Here is a 20,694-nt window from a genome sequence, read left to right on the forward strand (position 1 = left end):
GCGCCGGCTTGCGTTCGTCCTGTTGGGACGTCGTCAGTCGGCATCAGCGTCAGGCTTGGCCTGGCGTTGACAATTCAACAGCCCCCAAGGAAGGAGGTGAAATCATGTCCACCCCCGAGACTCATGTAGAGTTCATCCAGGCCCGACTGCCTGGTTGGTTAACAAAAGCCGAGCGAGCGAGCCAAGAGCGTTTTCAGACGCTCACCCAACAGTTACAAAGCGACAGCGATGCGCTCGATGTGCTGGTCAAAGAGTGGCCCGACCCTAACGACTACACGCTCGATCAGCTCCAAAGCCAGCCCGAGATGCAGGGCTGGGGGCCGGTGATTGGCGCGAGTGCCAAGGATGCGGTGCGTCGGGCAAAGGTCAAGCGCGGTCCTTACGAGCCTTCATTGAGCGTAGTCGAAGCGGCCATGGGGAATTTTGCGCCAGGCGATGCGGTTGCCGACAGTGACTTCGATAGGAGAGGGCAGCTGTACGTCCAAGGCAAGCCTGACGAGTATTATCGATGGGGACAGCTGTCGGATACGGCCAGCATGCCCATGTCCCCGGCCCAATTCGCCCGGGTCTGCCGGCGGGTGGATGTCGGGGGAACCTACCGTAAGTTGCTGGAAAGCAAGTTGCCGCGCATCGCAGGCCGGGACCCTGAGGCTGCCTCCGTTTATAAGGCCTTTGCCCGTAGTCAGCTTGTGTATGACGCCTACGAGGCGAAGCTGGATGGGCGCCTCGATAAAACCGGCGAACAGTTGCTGGCATCGGTAGGGGTCCAACTGGAGGCAAGGCCGACGGCCGCCTTGGCGTGTGAGGTCAAGTCCTTGGAGTTGCTGTCGGTGCCGCTGTTCGGCGTGCGGGTCTTCTGGGGGGTGAAAGGTGACGCCAAGGGGGTTCGCCCGGTTGTGCTCCACATGCCCAATGACCTCGTTGCACCGATCATGCAGTTTTCGAGCTTGCAGGCAATGTCGGCTGAACTCACCGAGCGGGTGCGCAAACGCAGCTATCGCAAAAGCCTGATGAATTACTTCCCGCTGCGCTTGCAGGCCGAGTTGGATACGGCCTTGCATGAGCAGGTGGAATGGGAATTAAAGGGCAACCTGAATCTTTTCCAGGAAATCAATGCTCGCATAACCCACTGGCGCGAAGGCGAGCGGGGCGAAGACGACCATCATATTCGCATACCTGCGCCGCGCGTCGCCTGGGGCCTGGGCTATATACGCGAGGAACACTGGAACGGTCGCTACCACGAATGGCGCGGGCACGTCATGTCCAATGCATCGGCGTTGATGGTTTCGACCCGGGACAAAGACTGGCAGGCGCTCATGGCTCGGCTCGAATACTGGGAACGTATTGCCGAACAGACGCTGATGCTCGCCGCCAGCTTCATTCCGTTCTGCGCCCCAATTGGCATGGCAGCGGCGGCGGTAGGGGGCGTGCGGCTGGTGTATGAAATTTTCGAAGGCATCCAGGCGTTCAACGAAGGGCACGCGCAGGAGGGTATCGATCATATTTTCAATGTGTTGTTCGGCATCGCCCAGGGTGCCTATCTCGGGTTCACCGGGGCGGCGATCGAACCCATGCCGGTCAAGGATGGCACTCTGCGCTTGTGGAATGGTGACGTCACGCCTTTCGAAGCGCGGCGCTTGCCTGGCATGGAAGCCGAACAGGACGGCTGGGGCGTCTGGCGCACACCAAACGAGGCATGGGTCCGTATCGACGGTCGGTATTTTGAGGTCCAGGGCCAGGGCAACGCCTTGAAATTGCGTCTCCCTCCCAGGCATCGAGGGGTCACCCCGCCGCTGGAGTGGAGCCAGGCTCGTGGCTGGCAATGGGCACACCGCAACCCTCTGCAACGGGATAACCTGCAATTGCTGCGCAACTTTACCGAGACACCGGCTGAATTGGACGACCCTTCCATTTTGGCGGTGCAGCGGCGGGTCGGCATCAGTGAGGCGCATCTGCGCTACTTGCAGGTCGAGGGCCATCCGCTGCCGGCGCTGTTCAGCGATGCGTTGGCTGAAACACGCAATTGGAATCGGCTGCGCCAGGCCATAGGACGCCTGAGCCAGAATCAAGCGCCTGGGGGCGTACATTTTCGCAGTGTGCAAATGCTCCTTGAATTGCCAGGCTGGCCGAAAGGCGTTGCGCTGCGCTACCACGATGGCGTGCGGTTTTATCCCATGGGCGATGCCGCCGCTACACGTGTGATTCTATTGAGCACGTTGGATTTGGAGGGCGACGCGTGGGCAGGCCGTATCCTGGCCCGTCTCAGCATGGACGAGCAGACCGCGCTGTTGGGGCAAAACAGCTTCGGCCTGCGCCCGGTCGAACGCAGCCGGCTGTTGGCCGAACGTTGGGCCCGGCAACTGCTGGACAATACTCAGCGAGTGACGGCCGGCATGGCAGACTCTCCAGGGCTCGATCCACTGGCGGCCCCCCTGATACGGGATTTTCCGGGCCTGTCGGTGTCCATGGCCAATGAACTTGCCCGCCAGGCCATCGGCCACGACCGGTTGCGCCTGCTGCAAGGGCGGGTGAGTGAGAGGCTGGGCAGCCGGAGCGTCGAGACACTGCGAGAGTTACGCGTGAGCCGTGCCTTGCGGGCCCTGGAGCGTGGCGAAAGCAGCGCTGATCGAGACCGCATCATTGTCGGTTTGATTGACGGCATGTCTGAACTGAAGGGACATCTGCGTCTGCGGCTGTTTCTGCGCGATGTTTCCAGCCCGCTTGAGGTGGGCGAAACAGGGCCGCTGAAAACCATTCGTCAAGAGGGCGATGAGTACCGTGCTTTTGACGAACAAGGGAACGAGCTGACGGATACGCTGAGCCTGGAGGATGCATTGCTCAGGGCAATGCCGGACGTTGCGCGTCGGGCACTGGGGGTGAACATCTGGGAAGGCGCCAAATTACGCGCCCGGCTTCTTTCGCAAGCACTGGATGACCGGCAAGGCTTGCGCCGCTTTCTGATGATCCAGGGGCTCGGCATCGGCGGGTCCCGTCCACAATGGCTGAACGGGCAACTGGGGTATCCTCTCAGTGGACGTGGAAGGTTGCCGATGCATGTCTGGCGTAACAGCCTGAACGAGCGTCTTGAGCGGCTATACCCCAATCATGCGGGAGAGGAACTGGCGCGGCTTCAGGACAACCTGACCGATCAGGCCCGGCGCCGGAACGTCAGTGTTGAGGTTCTGATCACCCAATTGGAAAGCGAATGGGCGACGTTGGACGAGGTGCTGAGCCAATGGGAAATCTTCCAGGGTTCCCACCATCCCGCTGAAGACAACTATGAACTCGAGGGAAGGCTTTCACTGCGCAGGGACATCACGGGACGGATCCGCCGCGCCTGGTGGCGTGCGCCGGATTCCAATGGCGACAGCAACGAATTCACATTGCGGCTTGTGGGACTGCGAGTCGGCCATTTGCCGCCGATCAATGCACAATTCGAACACATCGAGCGACTGATTCTGACGGACATGGGCCTTAGCGAGGATCCTTCGGATTTCGTGCGGTTGTTTCCCAATATCGAATCGCTCGACTTGCAACATAACAGCCTCACCTCGATACCTTCGGCTGTAGGGACCTTTCCTGAATTGCTCGAGCTGTCATTGGGCGGTAACCCGCTCAATGTTGCGCCCGATCTCTTCGCGCCCCTGACCGGAGTTGATGCGGCGCCAAACCTGGAGACCTTGGACCTTTCGGGCGTGCGCACCGGCGCGGCCGGCCCGGATCTTGTCAGCGCTATTGATCGTCTGGCCGAGTTACCCTCGTTGCGTGAGCTGATATGGACCGACAATCTGGACTTCACCCCCGAGCAGCTGCAGGCCATCACGCATTTACCCGGGCTGCGAGAATTGGATTTATCGAACTGTGGATTGCGGCTGGATCAACAGAGCAGCGCCTTCCTGCGCACCGCTACAGGACTGGAGGAGCTTATCCTGAACGGCAACAACTGCAGCCAACTGCCCGCATTGCCCGAACTTGCGACGCTGTACGATCTCGAACTTTCCAACACAGGACTGACCCAAGTGCCACCGCTGGCATTGGAGGTACTGTCCCGGCCCTCAGGCGAGGATATCGAGGTCGACCTCAGCAACAACCACATCACGAACATCCAGGATGATCTGCTTCCCGTCCTCGATCGCCTTGAGCAAGGCACCTTCGGGCTTTTGTTTGAGGATAATCCGCTGCCCAGCGCCCAGATCGACGCCCTGCGCAGCCGGGATCCGCGCGCGTTCAGGTACTCGGTCGACGACTGGTTGTATATCAATACGGGGTTGCGTGCGGCCTTGGAAGTCGCCCGCGACGATGCCGGTGGACGGCGGTTCATCGACTGGTTCTGCGGGGCCGTTCGCGATGCCGACGCCCAACCTGGCGGGCTGTCTTTCGAGGACCGCACCAGAGCCGCCGCCATTCTGGAACACTACGTCGGGTATCAGAATGCTCACGATCCTCTTTCAACGCATGTGCCTGATTTCGACCAGCAGTTGGCCCAGCTACGCACTCGGTTGCAAGCGCGCAGCCAGGACCGACAGACGCCCGATCTCACCGAGCTGGAAGTCCATTTCATGATGTTCGAATCGGTTCTGCGCGCTCGTCTGCAACGACAACGCGCACCGTTCGCAAGTTTTCTGGTTGATCATTACGCCTATTGGAACCACACGCTGGCGCAGCGCTATCCCGATCCCGCGCAACGCCAGATGTATTCTACCCGAGAGGCGTTCATCGGCTGGCTCAGCGATGCCCAGGACACCTTCAACAACAATGATCATGCGCCCCGCATAGGTGAAATGACTTGGCGGCCCTACTTGGGATTGATGTCGGACGAATGGCCGCAGCACTTGTCAGCCTGGGATACGGTCGAGAGCGACCTCGTAGATGCCTTCAGCGATCCGGTGAATCCTGCCCGCTGGCCGCAGGTACTCTTGGATAACCTGGCGCAGCCTCACACAGATCTACCCAGCGCGTTGGCGCGCGTCGAGGAAAACGGTCAGTGGGTCTGGCGCCGTGCAGGGCTGGAGGCCGTGGCGGATGTGGATTGGACGGCGGGTCGTCCGGTGAGGCTCAACGAGGACCAACTGCGGCGAACCATGGCGATCTACCGATCAGTCAGAAGTTGGGACTTGGAGGCGACGGTGCGCCGGATTACCACGGGCATGGTCGACCGGTGGTGGCCGTTACGACCCAGATAATTCAATCAAGGCCTGGGCAGAGACCCGACCTCCATCGCGAGTCAGCCGATGGCCTGACCCTCTCGATTGAAGACCAGGGCCTTCAGGCCACAGGCCGGGTCAGCGTCCGGAAACTCCGGAGGGTTTTCCAGACGCTGTCCAAAAATCAGGCCCGGTGCTTCACGCATGACGCCGTCGATGAGAAAGTCCGGGCCGGTGGCCGGGTCGTTACTGCAGGCCAATACCGTGCCATGGACGGTCAGCAGTTCGGGCAGGCGGCGCAGCACGCGCTGGTAATCCTTGGTCAACAGGAAGCTGCCTTTCTGGAAGGTGGGTGGATCGATGATCACCAGGTCGTACGGGCCACTGTTGATCACCTTGCCCCAAGACTTGAACAAGTCGTGGCCAAGGAAGCTCACCTGCCCAAGGTCGTGGCCATTGAGCCGATGGTTGTCGCGACCGCGGCTCAGGGCCGCACGGGACATATCCAGGTTGACCACATGCCGAGCCCCGCCGGCAATGGCCGCCACTGAAAAACCGCAGGTGTAGGCGAACAGATTGAGCACGCGCTTGCCCTGGGCGTTGGCCCGCACCCAGTCGCGACCGTAGCGCATATCGAGGAACAGGCCGTTGTTCTGCTTCTTGCCCAAGTCGATTCGGTAGCGCAGGCCGCCTTCGGTCAGGGTCCATTCATCGATCGGTTCGCCTACTAGCCATTGGGTCAGGCTATCGGGCAAGTAGCGGTGCTGGACGGCGAGCGTATGGGCGGCGCTGTGCTGCCAGGCGGGCGAGGTGGGGAGGGCGCACAGCATTGACAGCAAATTCTCCAGCTGCGCCGCCTCGGGTTCCTTGAACAGCGAAACCAGTACCACCCCTTGCAGCCAATCGACGGTGATCTGCTCCAGCCCCGGCCAGCAGCGACCGCGGCCATGGAACAGGCGCCGGGTTTCTTCGGGCACCGATTCCAGGGCGGTCAGCAGATGGGTATGCAGGGTTTGCAGTGCTTCAGGGTTCATCGGACAACGCCAGCGATTCGAAAGGCCGGCATTTTAACCGTAGGCGGACCGGGCGCAATCCCTGTGGCGAGGGAGCTTGCTCCCGCTCATCAACCCTCGCTGGCCGCCAGAATGCTCGCCACTTGTTGCGGTTGGCAATTCAGATAAGCCGAGCGCTTGAGCCACGCCGGGTCGGGATACCAGGAAAACATGAATTGCCCACCCTTGAGCTTGTCGATCACCTGGCGCGCCACTTGCGGACGCACGGCGGGGCAGCCCAGGCTGCGACCGATGCGGCCCTGGCGAGCGCTCCACAGCGGATTCACGTAATCGGCGGCATGGATGACGATCGCGCGGTCGCGGGCCAAGTCGTTGAAACCCGGTTCAAGGCCATCCATGCGCAGCGAATAGCCATGGGCGCCCTGGTAACTTTCCTGGGTACGGAACAGTCCCAGGCTGGACTGGTAACTGCCCAGGCGGTTGGAGAACTGCGTGGCGAAGTTTTCCCCGGATTTCTGTCCGTGGGCTACCAGGTCGCGCAAGACCAGCTTTTTCTGGCGCAGGTCGAAGATCCATAGGCGCCGCGCCGTCGAAGGTTGCGAATAATCGATCACGGCAAGATGGCGAGCCTGTCGGGCACCGTTCGCGACTGCGCACTGCATCGCACTCAAGGCACTTTTCAGCGCTTGGGGATTGAGTTCCGGCGCCGCGTGGGCGAGGCTGTTGTAAAGCGGTTGGGCGTTGAGCTTTGCGGCCAGCGCCGGGCTGCACATCAGGGCAAGGCCGGTGATGAGCAGGCACAGTTGGCGCAGCAGGCCCGATACAGGCGAAAACAGCTGGGGGCGGCGTTCGTTTGCGGCATCCCATCCGATTTTGTTTGTTTGCATGATGATGGGTCGTACCTGTCGCAAAATTCACCGTCAACGAGACGGCCATGGATTGGAGTAAAGCAGTTGTTCAAAAAGACCGCATGTTACCTGAGCCTTTTCTTGCTCGTTGCGCCATTGGTCGCTGCAGCCGAGGACGGCGATCCAGCGCTGGCGCAGACCGCATTGGCGCAGCTGTCGGTCAACTGCCCCGATTTGGCTGCACGTGTCGACTTTCCGACGGTGATGAGCTTGCAGGCGCTGTACCAGCAAAACGCAGGCCAGGCACTCTGGTCGAACGATGAGCGGTTACAGGCGCTGCAGGTCCAATTGCAACAATTGGCTGACGATGGACTGGATCCGGCCCGCTACAGCTTGCCGGACGCAGGCGTCTACCCGAATGCCGCCTGTACCGACATCGCCATCAGCCAGCATTATCTGCAGGCGCTGCACGACCTGCGTTTCGGTTATCTGCCTCAAAAGCGCCTGGAGCCTGTCTGGAAAACCAATCCGCAGTTGCCGGACCGTCAAGCCATGGTGTTGCAATTCGCCGTGACGGGCCTGCACAACCCTGCCGAAGCTTTTGAGCAGGCCCGGCCGAGCCTCGATCTTTATCGCAACCTGCGCGAACTCTACGCCCGTCAGCGGCAGCTGCCTTTGGCTGACTGGCAATCGGTGCCCAGTGGCTCGCTGTTGCAGCCGGACAAACGCGATGCACGAGTTCCGGCGCTGGCCCGTCGACTGTTCAACGAGGGTTACCTGAGCGTGCCGCCCCCCGAGACCGATGAGCATTACGGGCCGAGCCTTGTGGATGCGATGAAAAGTTTCCAACTTCATCATTCGCTGCAAGCCGATGGCGTCGTGGGGCCGTGGACTGTCACCGAACTGAACATCAGCCCGGCGATGCGCCGCGAACAGCTGCGCATCAACCTGGAGCGCATGCGCTGGCTGGCCCAGGACCTCGAGCCGGACAGCGTGGTGGTCAACGTCGCGGCGGCGCAATTGACGGTTTACCAGGGCGGCGCGCCGATCTGGCAAACCCGTACCCAGGTGGGCCGTGCCGAACGGCAGACGCCATTGATCAAATCGCGGATCACGCGCTTGACGCTCAATCCCACGTGGACCATCCCGCCTACCATCATGCGCGAAGACAAACTGCCCGAGATTCGTCGCGATCCGGAGTTTCTCAGCCGACATAACCTCAGGGTGCTCGACCGGGACGGCATGCCGGTGGCGGTGGAGAACGTCGACTGGGACCACCCCGGCACACTGATGCTGCGCCAGGATCCCGGTGCGAAAAACCCGCTGGGCAAAATGGCGATCCGTTTCCCCAATCCGTTTTCCGTCTACCTGCATGACACGCCTAGCCAGGCGTTGTTCAGCAAAGGCCCGCGGGCATTCAGCTCAGGCTGCGTGCGTATCGAGCAAGTCATGCACCTGCGGGACTTGTTGGTGACTGCGGCCGAACGCACGCGCACCGACACTTTGCTGGCCAGCGAACTGACTCATGAGTTCAGGTTGGCCAAGCCCGTGCCGATCCTGCTGAGCTACTGGACCGCGCAAGCGGACAGCCAGGGCCGGGCGGTGTACGTGCCGGATATCTACCAACGCGATGCAGCCCTCTCTGTGGCCGGCAGCCGTGCGCTCTGACGGCGATCATGTTCAGGCGCAGTCGGCCTCGGCGCCGACGCGTGCCGTCTCGTCGGACGTCGAGAACAGCCGCTGCCCGATTGCCTGCGCAGTGTCCAGGTGAGTCTTCGGATTGACCGTTTCCGACTCGAGCAAGCGTTCGGAACTCACCACGCGGGCGCCGCAGTAATCGAAAATGCCATGTTCTATCTGGGTCACCATCGCCTGGTCATAGCCGTGACGTTGAAAGCTGTCCGCGTCCGCGCCACCCACGGCCACCAGATGGACCCGCAGATGTCGCAGCTGCTGGGAGAATGACTCGCCGAGCCGGAAATCGAACGCCCAGCCGTTGGAAAATACCCGGTCGATCCAGCCCTTGAGCAACGCCGGCATTGACCACCAGTAAATCGGATAGACCAGCACCAGCGCATCGGCACGCTCGATCCTGGCTTGCTCGGCCAGCACATCGGCAGGCGGCGAAGCCTCGCGGTGGTGGACCGCGTGGTCGGCGAAGCTGAAGCGTGGGTCGAACCCCTCGGTCGCCAGGTCGGCTATCTCGAACGTATCGGTCGGATTGGCCAAGATTATTCCGTTGCCGACGGCTTGGGCCAGCGCATGGGTCAGGGAACGGGGATCATGATGGGCAACAACGATCAAGGCATGCATGTCGAATCTCCTTCTGGCATCACACAACGTCAAGCGAGTATGCTTGGTTAAGTTACGAACAGTAAGTTACGGTTGGTAAAGTTAGCATGTCAAGCACAGATGAAAATTCACAGTCTTCTGCCGTACCCCGTCGACGCCTGTCGCGTGTGGATCGACAACGGCAACTGCTCGACGTCGCCTGGCGCCTGGTGCGGGAGGAGGGTAGCGAAGCGTTGACCTTGGCCAGGCTGGCGGAGCAGGCAGGGGTTACCAAGCCAATTGTCTACGACCACTTCATCACCCGGTCAGGCCTCCTGGCGGCGCTCTACCAGGATTTCGACGCCCGCCAGACCGCGTTGATGGATGCTGCACTCCAAGCCAGTGAACCGACGCTGAAAAGCCGGGCGCAGGTCATAGCTGCTTCCTTCGTCGAATGCGTTCTGCTTCAGGGGCGGGAGATTCCTGGGGTCAGCGCGGCCTTGAGCAGCACGCCAGAACTCGAACGCATCAAGAGGGAGTACGAAGGGATCTTCCTGGACAAATGCCGGGTGGTGCTGTCGCCGTTCGCCGGAACCGGGCGTCTTTCCCAAGCGAGCCTGCGGGGGATGCTGGGGGCGGCGGAGGCGTTGTCCGATGCGGCGGCCAACGGGGAAATCAGCGCGGACGAGGCCAAGCAGGAGCTGTTCGACAGCATCGTTTCGATGGTCGAGAGGGCCGAAATTACGCCTGGATGATTCACGTTCGATCAAGAAAAAACGAACCCCAAGCGCCTTTTCCGGTTCTTAACTGATGTCCCGGTTTACCAGGGACATCAGGCGGGGCTGCGGTCTTGCCCACCAAACACTGCGATCAAAGGAGGCGACATGCCCAACTCCTTCCCTTCGCCCTGGTGGAAGAACGCCGTGATCTACCAGGTCTATCCTCGCTCTTTTGCCGATTCCAACGGCGACGGCATCGGCGACCTCCCCGGACTGACGGCACGCCTGGACCACTTGCAGCGCCTGGGTATCGATGCGTTGTGGCTGTCCCCGGTGTACCGTTCGCCGATGTGCGATGCCGGTTATGACATCTGCGACTACACCGACGTCGACCCGCTGTTCGGCAGCCTGGCCGACCTCGACGCGCTGATTGCCCAGGCCCACGAACGTGGTTTAAAGGTGCTGCTCGACTTCGTGCCGAACCACACTTCCGACCAACATCCGTGGTTCATCGAATCGCGCTCCAGCCGCGACAACCCCAAGCGCGACTGGTACATCTGGCGCGACCAGCCGAACAACTGGCGTGCCTCGATCGACGGCGGCAGCGCCTGGACCTGGGACGAAACCAGCCAGCAGTATTATTTGCATTTCTTCTTGCCGCAGCAGCCCGATCTCAACTGGCACAACCCTGAAGTCGTTGCTGCCATGCAGCAAGTGCTGCATTTCTGGCTGCAGCGCGGCGTGGATGGCTTTCGCGTCGATGTGGTGCATTGCGTCGGCAAGGACCAGAGCTTTGCCGACGATCCGCGCTGCACGGCGGGCGAAACCATGGTCAAGATCAACGACCAGCCTTACAGTCACGAGGTGCTGCGCGGACTGCGCCGGCTGGTGGACAGCTACCCCGGCGAGCGCGTGCTGATCGGCGAAGTGAATATTCGCTCCACGGCCCAGGTCGCGGCCTATTACGGCGCCAGTGACGAGCTGCACATGTCGTTCAACTTTCCACCGTTGGACGCTCCTTGGGATCCGGTGGTGTTTCGAATGTGCGTGCGCGAAGTGGAAAACGACTTGGGCCCGCTGCAGGCGTGGCCGACCTGGGTGCTTTCCAACCACGACAACAGCCGCCACCGCAGCCGGTACGGCGGCTCATTGCGGCGGACCCGGGCAGCGGCGGTGATGTTGCTGACATTACGCGGGACGCCTTTTATCTACCAGGGTGAAGAGCTGGGCCTGGAGGATACGCAGGTGACCGCCCAGACCCGCGTTGATCCTGGCGGGCGCGATGGCAGCCGGGCGCCGCTGCCATGGACTGTCCAGGCGCCTCACGGTTGGTCGGGGCAGGCGCCGTGGCTGCCTTTTGCACCGGATGCCGGCTTGCTGTCGGTGCAAGCGCAGGAGCGAACCAGCGATTCCGTTTTGGCGCTGTACCGGCGTTTGCTGACGTGTCGGCGCAACAGCCGCGCGCTGCGCGTCGGCGACTGGCAAGAGCTGCCCTCGCACCCGCAGGTGCTGGCTTATCGGCGTCATTGCGCCGGCGACGAACGGCTGGTCTGCATCAACTTCGCCGACAGCGAGCACGCGTTTCCCCTGGCCGATTCCTGGCGCGTGCAGATCGCCAGCGACGGGGCCGGCGAAGGCCAGCCCTTCACCGGCCGCCTGGCCGCCGAGCAGGCCCTGATCCTGTGTCGATAAGGAGTGACCGATGAAAGCCAACTGGCATCGAAATACCTTGATCTACCAGATCGACCCTTCCTTGTTCTACGACAGCAACGGCGACGGCCGTGGCGACCTGAAAGGCATCATTCGCCAGCTCGACTATCTCCAGGCGCTGGGCGTCGGCGCGCTGTGGTTGATGCCCTTGTACCGCTCGCCGTTCAAGGATGCCGGCTATGACGTCAGCGATTTCATGGCCCTGGACCCGCGCTTCGGCAGTGAAGAAGACCTGCGTCAGTTGATCGTCCAGGCAGGGGAGCGGGGAATTCGGGTCATTCTCGAACTGGTGGTGCAACATACCTCGGACCAACATCCGTGGTTCCAGAGGGCGCGACGTGACAAGAACAGCGTCTACCGCGACTACTACCTGTGGTCCGACGAACCGGTGGACGACGGCAACCAACCGATTTTTCCGCCGGTGGAAAACAGCATCTGGCGTTGGGACGAACAGGCCGGGCAATACTATCGGCATCTGTTCTATCGTCATGAACCGGACCTCAACCTGGCGAACCCGAAAGTCGTCGAGGAAATCGAGCGGATCATGGTCCATTGGCTTGAACTGGGGATCGCCGGCTTTCGCCTCGATGCCGCTTCGCACCTGGTCGAGCAGGCAGGTCGCGGGGATGAAGAGCAGGGTGTCTGGGTGCTGGACCGGTTGTTCAAGTATATGACCCGAATCAATCCGCAAGGCGTGCTGATGGGCGAAGTGGACGTCGAGCCGGAACGCTACAGCCATTACTTCGGCACCGGCGAGCGCCTGGGCCTGGTACTGGATTTCTGGGTCAATAATCATCTGTTCCTGGCCTTGGCCCGAGGCGAAGCCGAACCCTTGCAGCGCGCGATCAGCCGACGCCCCGCACCGCCGGACGGTGCCAATTACGCCGTGTGGCTGCGCAACCATGACGAACTGGACCTGGAACGCTTGAGCGAGGAGGAACGCGAGGAAGTCATGCGGGCGTTTGCCCCGCAGGAAAACATGCGCTTGTATGGCCGGGGTATTCGCCGCCGCCTGGCGCCGATGCTGGATGGGAATGTGCATCGTCAGGCGCTGGCCCAGGCATTGCTGTTGTCGTTGCCGGGCACGCCAATCGTGCGGTATGGCGAAGAGATAGGCATGGGCGACGACCTTTCCCGCCCCGAGCGCCTGTCCGTGCGCACGCCGATGCAGTGGAGCGACCAGGTCAATGCGGGCTTCTCTTCGAGCCAATCCCTGGCTGCTCCGGTGATCGATGAAGGCCCGTTCGCCTACACGAACTTGAATGTCGCGCACCAGCAGGACGATCCCGATTCCTTGCTGGCTCGGACTCGCACGCTGCTATCGGCGCGGTCGCGATTGACCGAAGTCGGCGACGGCAAGGCGCAACTGTTGTCGATCAGCCATCCGGCGGTGTTCGCCATCGCTCACGTGTGCGACAACACTTCAGTCATGTTGGCGAACCTGAGTGCCGAAACGGTCGACGTGCAACTCAAGGAGATGGATGTGCAAGGCTTTGAGGAAGTGCTCGCGGACGGTCCGTACCCGCACTCGACAAAGTCGAGCCTGACGCTGCGTGGCTACGGATATCGCTGGTTCCGCCGCACCGGTTCAAAACAGCAGCAACACCACGGCGAGCAATCCTGCGACGGCAAATAATAGTGCCGACACCTGGGTCGAGCTGAAGGCCAATGCAGAGTCCCGCGAGCGGCCAGCGAACCGCCCGCGGGTACGGTGCAAGGATGGCTGCGACTCGAACAGATTGTCGGCTCGTTGGTTGTCATCATCCTCGTTGGTCATTTGCCCGGTGTAGGCGTTGCGGGCCAACAAGCGATCAAGCAGGCCCGGCATCAGGCACGTACCGACGATCGCCTTCAGGGAGGCGGTGCCCAGCCACAATTCCCTGGGCGTGCGCTTCACCACGCTGAAAATGGCCCGTGCCGCCACGTCCGGATCATGAATCGGCGGCACCGGTTGCGGCCGCTTGCCCAATTTGTTGCGCGCCCAATCGAACTGCGGGGTATTGATCGCCGGCAACTGCACCATGCAGACCCGGATGTCGCTGTGCTCGTGGAGCAATTCGCAGCGCAACGAATCGGTGAAGCCGCGCACCGCGAACTTGGCGCCGCAATAGGCCGCTTGCAGCGGAATGGCGCGATAGGCCAGCGCCGAGCCGACCTGGATGATTACCCCACGATTGCGCCGCCCCATCAGGTCCAAGGCCGCAAGCGTGCCGTGAACGGTGCCCAGGTAAGTCACCGCCGTGACCCTCTGGACCTCTTCGGCACCCAGTTGGCGGATAGGTGAAAACACAGTGACCATCGCGCAATTGACCCATACGCCGACCGGCCCCAACTCGCGCTCCATACGCTGTGCCGCTTCGAACACCGCCTCGGCATCGGCGACATCGACGCTGATTCCCAAGCTCATCGCACCCAACTGTTGCAATTCCTCTTGCGTGGCCGCCAGGCCTTGCTCGCCTCGGGCCAGCAACCCGACTCGATAGCCGGCGACGGCAAAACGGTGCGCGGTGGCACGGCCGACGCCAGCGGTGGCGCCACAGATCACGACGACAGGTGGGGTTCGCTCATCCATTGCATTCACCTCTGATCAATAGCCCTTTACCTGTGAAAATGGGTGCTGGCGATGGTTCAGGATTTTTGCACGCGGGTCGCAACGGCTGCACTTTTATGAAGCCGCGGGCGGGAGATCGCACCATCGCAAGGCAATCAGCGGAGGGCGCGACAGCCCTGGCAGCACCGTTGGCGAAGTGCCTGCGCCAGCGGCCAAGTCCGCGCCCGCAAGGGCTTTTTCTTGGGGAAGGGCCCGTGGGAACGGTGGCGGCCCAAGCTTGGCACGCTCGCTGCAAGAACCTCTACAGGCCCGCCGCGAACACAATCGAGTGGGCACCCCCGTCGGTCAACGATGATCGAGAGCCAGCAGGCCGGGGAATAACGGTAGGTCCAGGCGCAGCCGCCGGGCCGATACCGCACAGAACAGGCAAAGACGCCTGGAACCGCAAGGTTTCAGGCGTCTTTTTTTTGCTTCCAGAACCGTGATGGGCTTTTGTCGGGTGCTTTTATGAATTCCAACGTTGCTTCTCTGAACAAGCTGCAAACGCTGATCGTGATCGGCAATGGCATGGTCGGCCATCACTGCGTCGAGCAACTGGTCGAGCGCGGTGCGCTCGACCATTATCACGTGCGTGTCTTCAGTGAAGAGCCGATGCGTGCCTATGACCGCGTGCACCTGTCCGAGTATTTCTCGGGCCGCGACGCCGAGTCCCTGGCGCTTGGCGAAGCGTCGTTGTACCAGACTCCGGGTGTCACGCTGCACCTGGGCGTTCCGGTACTGGAAATCGACCGCCAGGCGCGCCAGGTAGTCACTGCCGGGGAACGCATCAGCTACGACAAACTGGTGCTCGCCACCGGCTCCTACCCATTCGTGCCGCCGATCCAGGGCGCCGAAGGCGATTCCTGCCTGGTCTATCGCACCCTGCAAGACCTCGACGCGATCCGTGCCGCCGCGAGCAATGCCCGTCGTGGCGTGGTGGTCGGTGGCGGCCTGCTGGGCCTGGAAGCCGCCAACGCCCTCAAGACTCTTGGCCTGGAAGCCCACGTAGTGGAATTCGCCCCGCGCTTGATGCCGGTGCAACTGGACGAGCAGGGCGGCCTGGCCCTCAAGGCGCGCATCGAGAAGCTGGGTGTCGGCGTGCATTTGTCCAAAGGCACTCAATCCATCAGCGCCGGTGAGCAGTACCGTTATCGGATGAACTTCGGTGACGACGACTTCCTGGAAACCGACCTGATCGTGTTCTCCGCCGGCATCCGCGCCCAGGATGCCTTGGCCCGCCAATGTGAATTGCAGATCGGCCCGCGCGGCGGCGTGGTGATTGACGACCTTTGCCAAAGCAGCGACCCGGACATCTACGCCATCGGTGAATGCGCCGCCTGGAATGGCAGCATCTTCGGCCTGGTCGCGCCGGGCTACCAAATGGCCCGTAACGTTGCGGCGCGCCTGTGTGGCCAGGCCGGCGAAGCGTTCACCGGCGCCGACATGTCCACCAAGCTCAAGCTGCTCGGCGTTGATGTGGGCTCCATTGGCGACGCCCATGGCAGCACCCCGGGTTCGCGCAGCTTCCAGTTCATCGACCAGACCAGCGCCAGCTACCGGCGTCTGGTGGTGGATGCCGACGGCAAACGGGTGATCGGCGCGGTGCTGGTCGGTGACAACAGTTACTACGATACGTTGTTGCAGTACATGCAGAACGCAATCGCCTTGCCCAAGGACGCCGCCGCGCTGATTCTGCCATCGTCCGAAGGCGCTCCGACACTGGGCCCGGCGGCGTTGCCCGAAGCGGCGACGATCTGCTCGTGCCACAACGTCACCAAGGGTTCGATCTGCTCGGCCATCGACGCGGGTTGCACCGACCTCGGCCAATTGAAGTGCGACACCAAGGCCGGCACCGGTTGCGGTGGTTGCGCAGCCCTGGTCAAGCAAGTATTCGAACACGAGCTGATTGCCCGTGGCGTCAGCGTCGACAAGAGCCTGTGCGAACACTTCGCCTACACCCGACAAGAGCTTTACGCCCTGGTGCGAGTGGAAGGGATCATCAGTTTTGAGGAGTTGTTGGCCAAGCACGGCCGTGGCCACACCGGCTGCGACCTGTGCAAGCCGGCCGTGGGCTCGATCCTGGCGTCGTGCTGGAACCAGCCGATCATGGACGCGCACCTGGTGCCGTTGCAGGACACCAACGACACCTTCATGGCGAACATGCAGAAAAACGGCACCTATTCGGTGGTGCCGCGCATCGCCGGGGGTGAAATCAGCGCTGACAAACTGATCGCCATCGGCGTGGTGGCGAAGAAATACGACCTCTACACCAAGATCACCGGCGGCCAGCGCATCGACCTGTTCGGTGCCCAGTTGCACCAGTTGCCGGACATTTGGGCCGAGCTGATCGAAGCCGGTTTCGAAACCGGTCACGCCTACGGCAAATCGACGCGCACGGTGAAATCATGCGTGGGCAGCACCTGGTGCCGCTACGGCGTGCAGGACAGTGTGCAAATGGCCCTGACCATCGAGGATCGCTACAAAGGCCTGCGCTCGCCACACAAACTCAAGTTCGCGGTGTCCGGCTGCACCCGCGAGTGCGCCGAAGCTCAGAGCAAGGACGTGGGTGTGATCGCCACCGAGAAGGGATGGAACCTCTATATCGCAGGCAACGGTGGCATGCGCCCGCGTCACGCCGAGCTGTTTGCCACCGACCTGGATGACGCCACGCTGATCCGCTATATCGATCGTTTCCTGATGTTCTACATCCGCACCGCCGACAAGCTGCAACGCACCTCGGTGTGGCGTGAAAGCCTGGAGGGCGGCCTGGGTTACCTCAAGGACGTGATCATCCACGACAGCCTGGGCCTGGGCGCCGAGCTTGAAGCGCAGATGCAACTGGTGGTCGACCGCTACGAATGCGAGTGGGCCAACGCCTTGAAAGACCCCGAGAAGCTCAAGCGCTTCCGCACATTCGTCAACGACAAGCGCGGCGATCCGGACGTCCATTTCGTCCGCGAGCGCGGCCAGCGTCGGCCGGTGCATGCCGGCGAACTTCACCTGATTCCCATCACCGAGGAGGTGCTCTGATGAGCCAGTCAAACGTCGTTCGTATTCCCGCTCGCGATCTCGCCCTGGAACCGTTGCAATGGCGCGCCCTGTGCAGCCGCGAGGACCTGGTGCCCAACTCCGGCGTGGTCGCCTGGCATGACGGGCGCCAGGTGGCGCTGCTCTACCTGCCAGATGAGGAGAAGCCGCTGTACGCCATCGACAATCGCGATCCCAAGTCCGGCGCGAACGTGATCGGTCGCGGCTTGCTGGGCAGCATCAAGGGTGAACTGGTGATTGCTTCGCCGATGTACAAACAGCATTTCCGCCTGGAAGACGGGCATTGCCTGGAATACCCGGAACAGCGCCTGCGAGTTTGGCCGGTGCGCTTGAATGGCGATGTGGTTGAAATTGGCGAAGACTGATTGCCGCTTTTTTTAAAGCTGGGGATGAACAATGAAAACCGCTGCTCAACTGGTAAGGCTCAAGAGCGTACAAAACCAGCAGGTCCACAGCATCGCGCCTGAGCAGACGGTGCTCGAAGCGCTGCAAATCATGGCCGAAAAAAACGTCGGCGCATTGCCGGTGATCGAGAACGGCCAGGTCATCGGCGTGTTCAGCGAGCGCGACTATGCACGCAAGATGGTTCTCAAGGGCCGCTCGTCAGTGGGCACGCCGGTGCGCACCATCATGAGCGCACCGGTCATCACCGCCGACAGCCAGCAGAGCATCGACCGCTGCATGGAAGTCATGACCGACAGCCATTTGCGACATCTGCCAGTGTTGGACAACGGGCAGCTGATCGGCCTGCTGTCGATCGGCGACCTGGTCAAGGAGGCGATCGTCGAACAGGCGGATCTGATCCGGCAGTTGGAGCATTACATTCGCGGGCATTGAGCCCGCTATTCTCCCAGGAGCGGCTCTTGTGGCGAGGGAGCTTGCTCCCGCTGGGCTGCGCAGCGGCCCCACGATCTTACAGTCGCTGCGCAACTGAGCGGGAGCAAGCTCCCTCGCCACAACAGCGGTTCACCGCGACAGCCTCAACCCAACATCAGCAACTGCCGGATCAGCTTCGGCGTACTACCCGTCCAGCGCTTGAACGAGCGGCGGAAATTGGCCGTGTCGTTGAAGCTCAGGTATTGGGCCACTTCCTCGTTGCTAAAGCCCTTGACCTGATACAGGTACAGCGCCACGTGGGTATGCACCCGGTCCACTTGCTGCTGGAAACCGGTGTGATGTTTGCGCAACTTGCGCTTGAGGGTTGCCGGGCTCATGGCGAAGGCCTGGGCGGTCTGCTCCAGGCTGGGCGTCTGTTGCACGTTTGAGCGCAGGTAGTCGTACAGGCAATCGAGAAAACTGGCGGTAAACCCCAGTTCATCGAGTCGATCCCGGGCTTCGGTCCGTGCGACCTGGCCGGCGGTGGCCGAGACGTTGGGCCAGGGTTGCGCCAGGCAATGGCGGGGCAGGCGCATCAAGTCCAGCGGTCGATTGAATTGGCTGTGCTCGCCCAGGTGAACCCAATATTGCTCGACGTAACGCGGCTCGTCATGACGAAAGCTGCACTGCCAAGGCAGGCGCTCGCCGCTGAGCCAGGCGCTCATCGCCACCATCGATGTCATGCTCGCCTCCAGCACGAAGCGCCATTGCTCATCGGCCCCGCAGCTGTCCAGCCAGTGAACGTAGGCGTAATGCTCATCCAGCAACAGGCGCGGCGCAGCCAAGGGGCAGAGCAGGGCTTGTTGCTCGATCAAGGTTTCCAGTGCCTGGTGCAGATTCTGCGCGTGGCGCAAGGCATGGCTGGCCGGCCCGTAATGCCCGGGCAGCAGCCGCTGGCCGAAGAGAAAACTGCTGTCGCTGGCGTCCAGCAGGCGCCGGCTGTTGTCGATCAAACCGAGGAACTGCTGGGGGCTGATGCGGCTCTGGCCCGCCAGGATGTCCTCGTGAAACAGCCCGGTGCCGCGCAGCAAACGGTGGCTGTCGATGCCCCGCGACAGCGCCAGGTCGATCAACGCGGCTGGTTGATAGTGGCCCGGAATGAAGCGGCTGTCGGTTTCGTACGAGCAGGTCTTGACGGTCATGGGCGGCCTCAGGCGCTTTTCGCCAGGGTTTGCCGGGACTGGGCTAACCTCAGGTTCAGGCGCTTGAGCAGGGCTTGGGGGCTTTCGTCGAACGCCATGACCACCGCCGTGCCCGCACTCAGTTGCAAGCGTTCACCGTGTTGCCGGGTCTTGTGGGCCAAACTGCGAACTGCCTGTTCAAGCTCTGCGGCCAGCCGTTGCGCCTGGCTTTCGCCGGTATCGGGCAACAGCACCACAAAACGATCGCCGGCCAGGCGGCAGAGCAGGTCCTGGCGCCGCAAGTTGAGCACCAGCAGCTGGCTGACGGCCTGCAACACCGCATCGCCTTCGCCATGGCCGAAGCGCTGGTTGATGGCACTGAAGTCGTCCAGGTCCAGCGCAAGCAATGACAACGGTTGCTGGCGACGTCGGCTGTCCTCCAGGCTGGCGGTCAATTCGTGCTTGAGGAAATCCGCGCCGCCCAAGGGAGTGAGTTTGTCGAACAGACGGTGCTCGCGAAACAGTCGCTCGCGCTTTTCCATCTGCCCGTTGATCGCCAGTTGCTCGCGGTGCCAATGATAAATCCCCAGCGTCAGCAAGATCATGCCCACCGGCATCGGTCCCGACTCCAGCCAGTGATCCCAAGTGATGCTTTCCGGCAGGCGAATGAATTCATCCAGGCTGTCGATCCACCATGAAAAAAAGATACAGCCCAGGCCCAGCACCAGGTAGTTGGTCACGCGACCGGCCGGGCGGCTTTTGAGCACCAGGCCCAGCCAGACCAACGCCAGCAGCGCCGATCCGCCTTCACCGAGGATGTCCAGCCAGATCCATTCCTCCAGCGGCTTGAGCGTTCCACTGGCCAGGTGCAGGAGCAATCCAAGGTTGGCGGCCAGCAGGAGCAAGGCCAGTTTCAAGCGATGAGGGCGGAGCACGGAGAACATGGCCGGAATCCTTTGCCAGAAGCGGAATGCGGCCCAGCACAGCAGATGGATGTGACAGCGCGGTGACGGTGGGTGAATGAAGTCGAGGGGTCGAATCAGCTCATCGGTCATGCGGATTTTTTCTCAGGCAACCCCATGTCCGTGGCGAGGGAGCTTGCTCCCGCTCGGCTGCGCAGCAGTCGTAAAACCGGTGCCTGCGGTGTGCCTGGCGAAATGCAGTGACTGGTTTGGGGCTGCTTCGCAACCCAGCGGGAGCAAGCTCCCTCGCCACGAAGAGCCCTGTATCTTCAGCTCATGGGCGTTGCTTGCGATTGCCAGGACAGGTCATTTCAGCTCATTCCATCCCCCCACCCCTGCAAATCAGCCCGTTACAGGCCCTACGACCCGAACCTGTCACAGAACCGTCATTG

The 20,694-nt window shown here is 61.8% G+C and carries 14 protein-coding genes; 8 read left to right on the forward strand and 6 right to left on the reverse strand.

Annotated features, from left to right (window positions below; all coding sequences use genetic code 11):
* The first annotated feature begins 104 nt into the window (after positions 1–104).
* On the forward strand, positions 105–5,183 hold the full coding sequence (locus tag J3P82_RS12725; RefSeq protein ID WP_434563566.1) for a dermonecrotic toxin domain-containing protein: 5,079 nt from the start codon (positions 105–107) through the stop codon (positions 5,181–5,183).
* A gap of 41 nt (positions 5,184–5,224) precedes the next feature.
* Here the strand turns inward: J3P82_RS12725 and J3P82_RS12730 are convergent, their stop codons facing one another.
* Together J3P82_RS12730 and J3P82_RS12735 are read right to left on the reverse strand one after the other, a co-directional pair.
* A complete protein-coding gene (locus J3P82_RS12730; protein WP_434563568.1) occupies positions 5,225–6,178 on the reverse strand; it encodes a class I SAM-dependent methyltransferase in 954 nt (317 codons plus the stop codon).
* 89 nt (positions 6,179–6,267) lie between these two features.
* Positions 6,268–6,930: a murein L,D-transpeptidase catalytic domain family protein gene (locus tag J3P82_RS12735; protein ID WP_186642956.1), complete on the reverse strand. Its 663-nt coding sequence runs from the start codon at positions 6,928–6,930 to the stop codon at positions 6,268–6,270.
* A gap of 180 nt (positions 6,931–7,110) precedes the next feature.
* On the opposite strand from J3P82_RS12735, the gene J3P82_RS12740 reads away from it, so the two are divergent.
* Complete coding sequence (locus J3P82_RS12740; protein ID WP_434563570.1) at positions 7,111–8,673, forward strand: L,D-transpeptidase family protein; 1,563 nt, start codon at positions 7,111–7,113, stop codon at positions 8,671–8,673.
* A 12-nt stretch (positions 8,674–8,685) separates the two neighbouring features.
* Here J3P82_RS12740 and J3P82_RS12745 read toward each other — a convergent pair whose 3' ends face one another.
* Complete coding sequence (locus J3P82_RS12745; protein ID WP_434563572.1) at positions 8,686–9,318, reverse strand: NAD(P)H-dependent oxidoreductase; 633 nt, start codon at positions 9,316–9,318, stop codon at positions 8,686–8,688.
* A gap of 86 nt (positions 9,319–9,404) precedes the next feature.
* Here J3P82_RS12745 and J3P82_RS12750 point away from each other — a divergent pair, with 86 nt between their 5' ends.
* The 3 genes from J3P82_RS12750 (at position 9,405) to J3P82_RS12760 (ending at position 13,341) form a co-directional block, all read left to right on the forward strand.
* Complete coding sequence (locus J3P82_RS12750) at positions 9,405–10,031, forward strand: TetR/AcrR family transcriptional regulator (protein ID WP_434563574.1); 627 nt, start codon at positions 9,405–9,407, stop codon at positions 10,029–10,031.
* 129 nt (positions 10,032–10,160) lie between these two features.
* Complete coding sequence (locus J3P82_RS12755) at positions 10,161–11,687, forward strand: alpha-amylase family glycosyl hydrolase (protein ID WP_434563576.1); 1,527 nt, start codon at positions 10,161–10,163, stop codon at positions 11,685–11,687.
* Between the two features lie 10 nt (positions 11,688–11,697).
* On the forward strand, positions 11,698–13,341 hold the full coding sequence (locus J3P82_RS12760; RefSeq protein WP_434563578.1) for an alpha-amylase family protein: 1,644 nt from the start codon (positions 11,698–11,700) through the stop codon (positions 13,339–13,341).
* Here the strand turns inward: J3P82_RS12760 and J3P82_RS12765 are convergent.
* On the reverse strand, positions 13,294–14,277 hold the full coding sequence (locus J3P82_RS12765; RefSeq protein WP_434563580.1) for an SDR family oxidoreductase: 984 nt from the start codon (positions 14,275–14,277) through the stop codon (positions 13,294–13,296). The two genes, J3P82_RS12760 and J3P82_RS12765, sit on opposite strands and share 48 nt — an antisense overlap.
* A 486-nt stretch (positions 14,278–14,763) precedes the next feature.
* Here J3P82_RS12765 and nirB point away from each other — a divergent pair, with 486 nt between their 5' ends.
* The 3 genes from nirB to J3P82_RS12780 are packed head-to-tail and all read left to right on the forward strand — an operon-like array spanning position 14,764 to position 18,180.
* Positions 14,764–17,325 carry a nitrite reductase large subunit NirB gene (gene nirB, locus J3P82_RS12770; RefSeq protein WP_434563582.1) on the forward strand — a complete coding sequence of 854 codons (2,562 nt, stop codon included), beginning with the start codon at positions 14,764–14,766 and terminating at the stop codon, positions 17,323–17,325.
* On the forward strand, positions 17,325–17,708 hold the full coding sequence (gene nirD, locus J3P82_RS12775) for a nitrite reductase small subunit NirD (RefSeq protein WP_434563584.1): 384 nt from the start codon (positions 17,325–17,327) through the stop codon (positions 17,706–17,708). Before nirB ends, nirD begins: the two co-directional genes overlap by 1 nt.
* A gap of 31 nt (positions 17,709–17,739) precedes the next feature.
* On the forward strand, positions 17,740–18,180 hold the full coding sequence (locus tag J3P82_RS12780; RefSeq protein WP_186611924.1) for a CBS domain-containing protein: 441 nt from the start codon (positions 17,740–17,742) through the stop codon (positions 18,178–18,180).
* A 143-nt stretch (positions 18,181–18,323) separates the two neighbouring features.
* On the opposite strand, the gene J3P82_RS12785 is transcribed toward J3P82_RS12780, so the two are convergent.
* Positions 18,324–19,361 carry an AraC family transcriptional regulator ligand-binding domain-containing protein gene (locus J3P82_RS12785; protein WP_434563586.1) on the reverse strand — a complete coding sequence of 346 codons (1,038 nt, stop codon included), beginning with the start codon at positions 19,359–19,361 and terminating at the stop codon, positions 18,324–18,326.
* 8 nt (positions 19,362–19,369) lie between these two features.
* Complete coding sequence (locus tag J3P82_RS12790) at positions 19,370–20,284, reverse strand: GGDEF domain-containing protein (protein ID WP_434563588.1); 915 nt, start codon at positions 20,282–20,284, stop codon at positions 19,370–19,372.
* Positions 20,285–20,694 lie beyond the last annotated feature (410 nt).

Source organism: Pseudomonas sp. Z4-20, from assembly GCF_051131955.1.
Lineage (GTDB): Bacteria > Pseudomonadota > Gammaproteobacteria > Pseudomonadales > Pseudomonadaceae > Aquipseudomonas > Aquipseudomonas marvdashtae.

Bases quoted from the DNA above. Each gene is read 5' to 3' on its own strand.
- J3P82_RS12725 (WP_434563566.1), top strand. From the start codon at position 105: ATGTCCACCCCCGAGACTCATGTAGAGTTCATCCAGGCCCGACTGCCT.
- J3P82_RS12730 (WP_434563568.1), bottom strand. From the start codon at position 6,178: ATGAACCCTGAAGCACTGCAAACCCTGCATACCCATCTGCTGACCGCC.
- J3P82_RS12735 (WP_186642956.1), bottom strand. From the start codon at position 6,930: ATGTGCAGCCCGGCGCTGGCCGCAAAGCTCAACGCCCAACCGCTTTAC.
- J3P82_RS12745 (WP_434563572.1), bottom strand. From the start codon at position 9,318: ATGCATGCCTTGATCGTTGTTGCCCATCATGATCCCCGTTCCCTGACC.
- J3P82_RS12750 (WP_434563574.1), top strand. From the start codon at position 9,405: ATGTCAAGCACAGATGAAAATTCACAGTCTTCTGCCGTACCCCGTCGA.
- J3P82_RS12755 (WP_434563576.1), top strand. From the start codon at position 10,161: ATGCCCAACTCCTTCCCTTCGCCCTGGTGGAAGAACGCCGTGATCTAC.
- J3P82_RS12760 (WP_434563578.1), top strand. From the start codon at position 11,698: ATGAAAGCCAACTGGCATCGAAATACCTTGATCTACCAGATCGACCCT.
- J3P82_RS12765 (WP_434563580.1), bottom strand. From the start codon at position 14,277: ATGGATGAGCGAACCCCACCTGTCGTCGTGATCTGTGGCGCCACCGCT.
- nirB (WP_434563582.1), top strand. From the start codon at position 14,764: ATGAATTCCAACGTTGCTTCTCTGAACAAGCTGCAAACGCTGATCGTG.
- nirD (WP_434563584.1), top strand. From the start codon at position 17,325: ATGAGCCAGTCAAACGTCGTTCGTATTCCCGCTCGCGATCTCGCCCTG.
- J3P82_RS12780 (WP_186611924.1), top strand. From the start codon at position 17,740: ATGAAAACCGCTGCTCAACTGGTAAGGCTCAAGAGCGTACAAAACCAG.
- J3P82_RS12785 (WP_434563586.1), bottom strand. From the start codon at position 19,361: ATGACCGTCAAGACCTGCTCGTACGAAACCGACAGCCGCTTCATTCCG.
- J3P82_RS12790 (WP_434563588.1), bottom strand. From the start codon at position 20,284: ATGTTCTCCGTGCTCCGCCCTCATCGCTTGAAACTGGCCTTGCTCCTG.